This is a genomic window from Herbaspirillum lusitanum P6-12 (genome assembly GCF_000256565.1).
In the GTDB taxonomy this organism is placed as follows: domain Bacteria; phylum Pseudomonadota; class Gammaproteobacteria; order Burkholderiales; family Burkholderiaceae_D; genus Herbaspirillum; species Herbaspirillum lusitanum.
The window spans coordinates 1-6183 of sequence record NZ_AJHH01000158.1; the positions used below are offsets into that span (position 1 = coordinate 1).

Here is a 6183-nt window from a genome sequence, read left to right on the forward strand (position 1 = left end):
GCGCGCGCGCGCGCGCGCGCGCGCGCGCGCGGCCGACCTCGACCGGCCTGACACGCTGGCGCGTCTGGCGCGCCTGGCGCAGGTGATCGTGCATCTTGCTCCGCCGCAATCTTCCGGTGAGAAAGACCGCCGCACCCGCAATTTGGCCGCCATTTTACCCGAGGGCGCGCGCCTGGTTTATATCAGCACCACCGGTGTCTACGGAGATTGCGCTGGCGCAAGCTTCGACGAGACGCGTCGGGTCAATCCGCAGAACACCCGCGCCGTGCGTCGGGTCGATGCCGAAACGGTGCTGCGGGCCTGGGCGCGGCGGCGTCACGGCAAGCTTTCCATCCTGCGCGTGCCGGGCATCTATGCCGCCGACCGCCTGCCGCTGGAGCGCCTGCACAAGGGCCTGCCCGCACTGCTGGCGCAGGAAGACGTCCATACCAACCACATCCACGCCGATGACCTGGCCCGCGTCAGTCTGGCCGCCCTGCGCCTGGGCGCGCCCAATCGCCTCTACCACGCGGTGGACGATACCGAACTGAAGATGGGTGACTACTTCGACGCCGTGGCCGATGCCGCCGGCCTGGCGCGCCCGCCCCGGCTGCCGCGTGCCGAACTGGAACGCAGCGTCTCGCCTATGATGCTGTCGTTCATGTCGGAGTCGCGCCGGCTGCAAAATCGCCGCATCAAGGAAGAGCTGGGCGTGCGCCTGCGCTATCCGGACGTGCAGAGCTTGTTGTCGGAATGGAAACTGACGAGAGCCTGACGGCCTTATGCAATTTCGGCTGCTTTCTTATTCGAAATACGAATAAGCATACGATTATTAAGTAGTTGTTTTGCATAGCGGGCAACAGTACAGTGCATGCCTGAATAAAAGGGGGGAGACCGCAGCGGCCCATGGTGGCGCCCGTGCCGCGGGCCGACGCTCCTTCCCGTTCCACCCATCCCTGGCGCGGACCATCCGCAGGACCACATGAAGCTATCTTTCAACAATGTCGCCAAGCATTTCGGCGACCTGCACGTGATCGAGGAATTCACCCGCGAGATCGCATCGGGTGAGCTGGTCGCGCTGGTCGGCCCCTCCGGCTGCGGCAAGTCCACCTTGCTGCACATGGCGGCAGGCCTGGAAAAGCCCAGCAGCGGCAGCGTCGCCGGTGACGGTCAGACCATCCGTGGCCCCCATCCCGAGCGCACCCTGATGTTCCAGGAAAACGCGCTGTATCCGTGGCTCACGCTGGAGCAGAACGTCGCGCTGGCGCTCGAATTCCAGAAGGTCGACAAGAAGTCCGCCGCCGCGCAGGCGCGCGCATGGCTGGCCAAGGTCAACCTGGGGACGCCGGCGTTGAGCGCCGAGGACGACGTCTACACCAATCACATTCACGCCGACGATCTCGCGGCGATAGCGGTGCGCGCCATCGACCAGGCGCGACCGCTGCGTGTGTATCACGCGGTGGATGATTCGGACATGAAGATGGGCGACTATTTCGACGCCGTGGCGCGCACGTTCAATTTGCCGGCGCCGCCGCGCTTGCCGCGCGCCGAACTGCAGCAACAGGTCACGCCGATGATGCTGTCGTTCATGTCGGAGTCGCGCCGGTTGCGCAACGACCGCTTGCGCAATGAACTCGGCGTGCGTCTGCGTTATCCGGACGTGGCGACGCTGCTCAAAACATTGTCATAAAATAAATGTTTCCATAAAAGATTTATGCTTATTTGTTTTTCGCATAAGCATACGTCTTTTAAATTGTTGTCCGGCAAGCACGATGCCAGTAGAGTCGCAACCTACCGTCTGAAAGTCCGTGCAAAGTTGCCTTGAGTGCAACGCATCGGCGACGCGCTTTACTCCTTGTCAGCACTGCCGGCATTGCCGGCATAGAATTCATGAAGCTATCTTTCAAAAACATACAAAAGAGTTTTTCCGGCCTGCACGTCATCGACGATTTCAGCCGCGACATCGAGCAGGGCGAGCTGGTCGCGCTGGTCGGTCCGTCCGGCTGCGGAAAGTCGACGCTGCTGCACATTGCCGCCGGCCTGGAAACACCGAGCTCCGGTTCCATTCTCGCCGACGGCCAGCCGGTCACCGGCCCGCATCCGGAACGCACGCTGATGTTCCAGGAAAACGCGCTGTATCCGTGGCTCACGCTGGAGCAGAACGTCGCGCTGGCGCTCGAATTCCAGAAGGTCGACAAGAAGTCCGCCGCCGCGCAGGCGCGCGCATGGCTGGCCAAGGTCAACCTGTCGGGCTTCGAAGCCTACTATCCGCACCAGGTCTCGGGCGGCATGCGCCAACGGCGCGCGCCTTCATCTCGCAGCCTAAAGCATTGCTGCTGGACGAGCCGTTTGGCGCGCTCGATGCATTGACGCGCATGACCCTGCAGGATGCATTGCGCACACTGATTCGTTCGGAAGTGCAGGGCAAGGCGCCGACCGTGCTGCTGGTCACGCACGATGTCGATGAAGCGCTGTTCCTGGCCGACCGCATCCTGGTGTTCAGCGCGCGTCCGGCTACCGTGCTCAAGGAATTCAATCTGGTGCATCACGAAAAGACGCATGATCTGTCGGAGTTCTCGGCGATCCGTCGCGAAATTCTCTGCCTGCTCGGCATTCATGCCGAACAGGACGAGTTTGCTAAAACCATAGAAGGGGTTGGGATATGAAATCGACATTGAAACGTTTGCTGCTGGTGGCATCCACGGCATTGGCCGCACTGGTGTTTTCCACACCGGCCATGGCGCTCGAAAAATTCAAGATCGGCTATCTGCGCGTGATGGACGATGCGCAGGCAATGGCTGCCTATGAAGCCGGCCTGTACAAGAAGTACGGCCTCGACGTCGAACTGATCGAATTCAAGTCCGGCACCGACCTGATCAAGGCCATCGTCGGCGGCCAGCTCGACAGCGGCGTGTTCGGTTTCACCAATGCCGTGGCCTGGGCGTCCAAGGGCGCCGACCTCAAGGTGGTCAGCGGCGCGCAACTCGGCTACCACGCCATCGTCGCGCGTGAAGACGCGCACATCAACAAGGTCTCCGACCTCAAGGGCAAGACCCTGGCTTCGCAAGCCGAAGGCAGCACCGCCGATGTGGTGTTGAAGGGCGTGGTGTTCCGTGACGCCGGCCTCAAGGCCGACGACGTCAACGTGCTCGGCGTGAGCCCGCAAGTGGCGGTGCAGTCGCTGGTCGGCAAGCGCGTCGACGCGGCCTTCCTGTTCGAGCCGCAAGCGCGCATCGCGCAACTGATCGCACCGGTCAGGCAAATCTATGAAATCGGCGAAGTCTGGCCTTTCCCTTGCATGGTCGTGATCACGTCCGGCGACACCCTGAAGAACCGCCGCGCCGCCGTGTGGAAGTCGCTCGACGCGCAACGCGATGCCATCGAACTGCTGAAGAAGAAGCCTGCCGAAGCGGCCAAGCTGATCGCCGGCTACTTCATCGCCGAGCCGACGCTGAAGACCCTGAAGCATGGCGAAGTACTGCGCGAAGACGTGATCCGCGACGCCATCAAGAGCCAGACCTTCAATGCCAAGCTGAACGAAAAAGAACAGAACCGCATGCAGGAAATCGCCGATATCCTGCAAGCCCAGGGTTCGCTGAAGACCAAGGACGGCAAGCCGTTTGAAGTGCGCAGCATCGTCGACCTAGCATGGCAAAAAGACCGCAAACTGTAATAATCGCGGTCATCAAGCTACTGCGCCGGCCAATTTTGCGTCTGCGATGCTCACCGTACATCCGTACGGCTGCGCTTCTCGACGCAAACTTGACCGGCTCGCTACGCTTGCTGATCCGCGATGGTTCTCCCATTAATTTTCAAAATTAAACATAGTTTCGATTCAGGCCGACGACTTCGTCGGCCATTGTATTTCTACTCAGTTTTACTCAGTTCTAATTTATGAGCTCTCAGCGTCGCGTTACCGGTTACCGTAAAAAATTCGCCATGGTGTTGGCGATCGCCTTCATTTTGTTGATGTGGCAGATTGCCGCATGGTCCCTGCCTGACTTCCTGATGCCGGGCGTGCCGACCGTACTGGCGCGGCTGTGGAATGAAGTGCAGACGCCCGCTTTCCGGATCGCGCTGTGGGGCAGCCTGACGCGCCTGGGCGGCGGTTACGGTGCGGCGCTGCTGTTAGGCATCGGCTTCGGCCTGATCGGCGCGGTGCTGTTCTTCTTCCGCGAAGTACTCAAGTCGGCCATCATCATTTTGCAGTCGATTCCTTCGATTGCGTGGGTGCCGCTGTTCCTGATCCTGATGGGCTTCGGCAATCTGCCGATCATTGTCGTCGTCGCGATCGCAGCGTTTTTCCCCGCCGCCTTATCGGTCATGAACGCCACCGAAAGCGTGCAGCAAGTGCATGTGTCCGCTGCGCGCGTCATGGGAGCCTCGCGCCTCGGCATGTTGCGCCGCGTGTACCTGCCGGCCGTGATGCCTGAGTTGATCACGGGCGCGCAACTGGCGTTCGGCAACGCCTGGCGTGCGCTGATTTCAGCCGAGATGCTGATCGGTTTCGGCAAGGGCCTCGGCCGTACGCTGGCGTACTCGGGCGAGACCGCCGACATGGTCGGCGTGATGACCAACATCCTGACCATCGCCATCCTCGCCGCGCTGATCGATCAGGTCATTCTTGAAAACCTCAAGCATCGTCTGCTGCGCTACCAATACGTCTGATCCCGATGAATACGCCGTCCGTCTTCGTCCTCCTGCTGCGCCTGTCCGCCTTCGTGTTGGCAGTGAGCGCATTCACGGGCGCGCAAGCCGGTGTGCTGGATGACGCCAGGACGCGTGGCGCTGTCCGTATCGGGCAGAATTACGTGCCGCCGGCCTATACCGCAGGCGCCAAATTCCGTACGCCGGAAGGCGTCGACGTCATCCTCGCCGAAGATATCGCCAAACGTCTGAACCTCAGGCTGGACAGCGTGCGCAATACCAATAACGCCGGTACCGGCGATGACGGCAAGGCGGTGCAAGCCTTGAAAGGCGCGCGTCCCGACATCGCCCTGGTGACGGTGGAGGAGGGCGCAGCGCGCAGCGGCACCGCCGCCGACGGCAGCGTGCTGATCCCGACCGGCTACAGCGCCGGTGCGATGGCCATCATGCGCACCGATACCGATATCAGGAAGTGGGAACAGCTCAAGGGCCGCACCGTGTGCCTGTCCGAAGGCGGCTCGTATGTCGGGCAGATGACCGCGCGTTACGGCGCCGTCGAAAAAGTGATGCGTGCGCCGGCCGACTCCTTGCTGGCGGTGCGCATCGGCCAGTGCGACGCCGCCGTGCATGACGACACCATGCTCAAGGAATTGCTCAAGCTGCCCGAGTGGAAAAAATTCTCCGCGCAGTTACCGCCGCAAAGCCGTTCAATGCTGATGGTCAAGGTCCCCGTCGCAGACGGCGCGGCGATCGCCTACTTCAGGCAGACCGTCGCTGAATGGTCGCGCGGCGACTTCTGGACGGCGCAAAAAAAGAAGTGGAGCAACACCGTGGCCTTTGAGGTGTACCTGGATCAGAACGTGCCGGATTGCCATTGACGTGCTGGACCGACCAGCAGCGGCTGTGCCGTATTGATCACTGCGAAGTCGGAGTTTTCCTGATGTTGTGGCAATGGAAAGATATATTTGCGCGGCGAGCAAACGCAGCGCTGCTGACATCGGGAAGGCGTCATAATAATTTCCAGGGGGGAATAGCCGGTCGCCGTCAGGCTTTGAGACGAGACGCCCGGCACCGTCTTCTCGCAGACATCAAATCAGGCGGAGCAAGAACTGGCCAATCGACCGTAATCCGTTGTCAATCGGGCAATTCGGGTTTGTAACGAATTCTGCCAAGTGGCTTGGCGTACGGCTGCGAAGGTGTAAGATGAAGTCCTATCCGCGCTTTCCAAGACGCCGGGCAGCTTTGAAATCTGGTTTGAAAGGTGGTCAATATGGACGTCGCAATCACTGCCAGTTCCCCTGGCGCCGTTTCGAGTTCTCCCGACACCGGCCCATCGGTGAACAACCTGGACGAAGCGCGTCGTGCGCAGGCGCGTCAGGATGCGGAAAACGCACAGCGCCGGATCGAGGAACAGCGTGCGGAAGAAACCCGTCAGGCGCAAGCGCGCCAGGCCTCGCGCAACTCCAACGGCGAAGTCATCGGCACCACCATCAGCACGACTGCCTGATTGTTTTCAGCTGCAGTAAAGAACCCGGGGGGGGGGGGGGGGGGGGGGGG

At 61.2% G+C, this 6183-nt stretch carries 7 protein-coding genes and 1 pseudogene; 7 read left to right on the forward strand and 1 reads right to left on the reverse strand.

The genetic code is table 11. The annotated features are described in order from the left end of the window. The 6 genes and pseudogenes from HLUSI_RS0105420 to HLUSI_RS0105445 form a co-directional block, all read left to right on the forward strand. Positions 1 to 754, forward strand: a 754-nt coding sequence (locus tag HLUSI_RS0105420) for an NAD-dependent epimerase/dehydratase family protein (protein WP_016833005.1), incomplete at its 5' end; no start/stop codon positions are given. A gap of 207 nt (positions 755 to 961) precedes the next feature. After that, positions 962 to 1669, forward strand: a complete 708-nt coding sequence (locus tag HLUSI_RS33895; RefSeq protein ID WP_050977640.1) for an ATP-binding cassette domain-containing protein — start codon at positions 962 to 964, stop codon at positions 1667 to 1669. A gap of 200 nt (positions 1670 to 1869) precedes the next feature. Further along, a pseudogene (locus HLUSI_RS27125) lies at positions 1870 to 2645 on the forward strand (ABC transporter ATP-binding protein). Further along, a complete protein-coding gene (locus tag HLUSI_RS0105435; RefSeq protein ID WP_050977641.1) occupies positions 2642 to 3652 on the forward strand; it encodes an ABC transporter substrate-binding protein in 1011 nt (336 codons plus the stop codon). Before HLUSI_RS27125 ends, HLUSI_RS0105435 begins: the two are co-directional and overlap by 4 nt. Positions 3653 to 3873: 221 nt before the next feature. Then, positions 3874 to 4647 carry an ABC transporter permease gene (locus HLUSI_RS0105440; protein ID WP_029363163.1) on the forward strand — a complete coding sequence of 258 codons (774 nt, stop codon included), beginning with the start codon at positions 3874 to 3876 and terminating at the stop codon, positions 4645 to 4647. A 5-nt stretch (positions 4648 to 4652) separates the two neighbouring features. Continuing rightward, positions 4653 to 5504, forward strand: a complete 852-nt coding sequence (locus HLUSI_RS0105445) for a type 2 periplasmic-binding domain-containing protein (RefSeq protein ID WP_016833008.1) — start codon at positions 4653 to 4655, stop codon at positions 5502 to 5504. Here the strand turns inward: HLUSI_RS0105445 and HLUSI_RS33245 are convergent. Continuing rightward, positions 5480 to 5698, reverse strand: coding sequence for a hypothetical protein (locus HLUSI_RS33245; protein WP_162098054.1), 219 nt, complete (start codon positions 5696 to 5698; stop codon positions 5480 to 5482). The genes HLUSI_RS0105445 and HLUSI_RS33245 overlap by 25 nt on opposite strands. 198 nt (positions 5699 to 5896) lie before the next feature. Here HLUSI_RS33245 and HLUSI_RS31330 point away from each other — a divergent pair, with 198 nt between their 5' ends. Continuing rightward, positions 5897 to 6133 (forward strand): hypothetical protein, encoded by a 237-nt coding sequence (locus HLUSI_RS31330; RefSeq protein ID WP_083830848.1) that lies wholly within the window; start codon positions 5897 to 5899, stop codon positions 6131 to 6133. The last annotated feature ends 50 nt before the right edge of the window (positions 6134 to 6183 follow it).